The sequence below is a fragment of the Mesorhizobium sp. M7A.F.Ca.US.006.04.2.1 genome (assembly GCF_004022915.1).
Classification (GTDB): domain Bacteria; phylum Pseudomonadota; class Alphaproteobacteria; order Rhizobiales; family Rhizobiaceae; genus Mesorhizobium; species Mesorhizobium ciceri.
On the sequence record NZ_RZQA01000975.1, the window covers coordinates 1 to 2,123 of the forward strand.

A 2,123-nucleotide genomic window follows, 5' to 3' on the forward strand; every position below is an offset into this window, starting at 1 on the left:
GTTGTCCAGCCATCATAACTGACAGACGGGCGATCGAACACCACAAAGCAGCGCGCAAGCCATGCCCGAAGCCAGTCAGTCCCCAACAACATCACCGGCTGGCGCATGGACCGCGCCAGCCCGGCGAATTGAAGCGCGGCCGTCAGAGGGAGCCGAGCTTACCCAGGTCCTTGGCAACCAGGTAGTAGAAGGTAACCCGGTTCTTGGTATTGTCGGCGGCCATCGCCTTGCAGACCTTCTCGATCGAAGCGTCGGCCTTGCTGTCGTCCGATATGCCGAGCTTCTTGGCAACCCAGCCAGCCTTGACGCGCTCCAGTTCCTTCGGATCGGTGCAAGACACCAGCGAGGAATCGCGGTTCCGAAGCGCAATGCCAAGATGCTTCACGATTTTGTCGACCACGTCGGCACTCGCCGAGGCATCGTATTTCTTCACGTCTGCAAGATAGTCGGCCATCAAAATTCCCCTCGTCGGCGCCACGGATCCGATCGATGAGGGCTGTGGCGCTGCTGCAACTTGTGCGCTATGTCGATAACTCCTCACCGTGGCAAAGCTTCGGTTGAGACCGCGCTCAAGTCAACCCTTCGGACTTGCGGTTTTGACACGGGGACAAAGTGCCATTGCGGCCTTTCATTTCCTGCGATCGCCCCCTATATTCGGTTTGTCGGCTTGACCGACTATGGCGATAAATGGGCGATGAAATAAGCCGTTCGGACCCGGGGGCGGTACCCGGCGCCTCCACCAAAAGCCGCTGTTGACGACAGAGCGGTTTTTGCTGGGGGCGAAATAGGATCGACGAAGGTGTAAAGATCGTACTTTTGCCCGGCATGGTACCACCGTCATCGGGCTAAACCTGTAGTTGCAAATGACAACTATGCGGAAGCACGTCTCGCCGCGTAAGCGGTGCGATAGCTTCAAATCAAGCCCTAGAGGTTCGCACTTCTAGGCGGGGTTCGGAGGTACCTGGCAACAGAAACCTCCACTTCTCCCCTCCTCCGATATCCAGCATGCGCGACGGCAGTTCCGCCGCGAACGCGCCCTGCCGCGTGCTCCCTCGCCATGGACAAAACATGCAAAACGATTCCGATCGATTCTTCGTGCTGACCGGCGGTCCCGGATCCGGCAAGACCACCCTGATCGAAGCCCTGCGCCACGCAGGCTTTGCCGCCTCGGTGGAAGCCGGCCGCGGCATTATCCGCGACCAGTCCGCCATTGGCGGACCCGCTTTGCCTTGGCACGATCGCGCCCTGTACGCCGAGTTGATGCTGTCATGGGAGATGCGCTCGTATCAAATTGCGCAAGAACAGACCGGGCGTCCTGTTTTTTTCGATCGCGGCGTTCCGGACACGCTCGGCTATCTCAGGCTGAGCGGCCTGCCGATACCCGAACACGCCCACGCTGCCGCAGAGCGCTTCCGCTATCATCGGCGCGTCTTCGTCGCCCCGCTTTGGCCGGAGATCTTCGCGCAGGACAAAGAGCGCAAGCAGACGCTCGACGAGGCCGAGCGCACCCACCATGCGCTGGTCGGCGTCTACACGGAACTGGGCTATGAGATGGTTCCGTTGCCGCTGGCCCCCGTCGAGGCGCGGCTGCGCTTCGTGCTGGCGCAAACCGGGCTGTAGCCTTGAAGTCGGACGCAATCGAGCGGGATGCACGATTCAATTCGAATGCATCCCGCTCTGGGGTCTATACCAGTCCCTGGCCGATCTCATCGGTTGCACTGGCGAAGGTCTCGCCGGGCAAGAGCATCTCATTATGGGCTCTGCCCGTCCGGATCATCGGAAGGCAATTGGCGAGTTCGGCAACACGGCAGTCGAAGAGCACCGGCCGGTTTACATCGATCATTTCCTGAATCGCGTCATCGAGGTCGGCCGGCTTCTCACAACGTATGCCGACCGCACCGAACGCTTCAGCCAGTTTGACGAAATCGGGCAAAGTTTCGGAATAGGAATGCGCAAGCCGGTTTCCGTGAAGCATTTGCTGCCACTGGCGAACCATGCCCATGTAAGAGTTGTTCAAGATGAATATCTTGATAGGCGCATTGTACTGAACCGCCGCCGACATCTCTTTCATCGTCATCTGGACAGATGCGTCGCCGGCAATATCGATGACGAGGCTTTCCGGG

The 2,123-nt window shown here is 59.4% G+C and carries 3 protein-coding genes and 1 other RNA gene; 2 read left to right on the top strand and 2 right to left on the bottom strand.

The window, feature by feature from the left end:
* Window positions 1–142 precede the first annotated feature (142 nt).
* The gene (locus tag EN925_RS33025; protein WP_013531020.1) at window positions 143–454 is read right to left on the bottom strand and encodes a DUF2853 family protein; all 312 of its coding nucleotides are present in this window, start codon (window positions 452–454) and stop codon (window positions 143–145) included.
* Window positions 455–622: 168 nt separating this feature from the next.
* Between EN925_RS33025 and ssrA the strand changes: the two genes are divergently transcribed.
* Window positions 623–982: a transfer-messenger RNA gene (gene ssrA, locus EN925_RS33030) on the top strand.
* 86 nt (window positions 983–1,068) lie between these two features.
* Window positions 1,069–1,620 (top strand): AAA family ATPase, encoded by a 552-nt coding sequence (locus tag EN925_RS33035; protein WP_206519228.1) that lies wholly within the window; start codon window positions 1,069–1,071, stop codon window positions 1,618–1,620.
* Window positions 1,621–1,684: 64 nt separating this feature from the next.
* Here EN925_RS33035 and EN925_RS33040 read toward each other — a convergent pair.
* The coding region (locus EN925_RS33040; RefSeq protein ID WP_245487398.1) for a thiamine pyrophosphate-dependent enzyme at window positions 1,685–2,123 on the bottom strand (439 nt) is incomplete at its 5' end.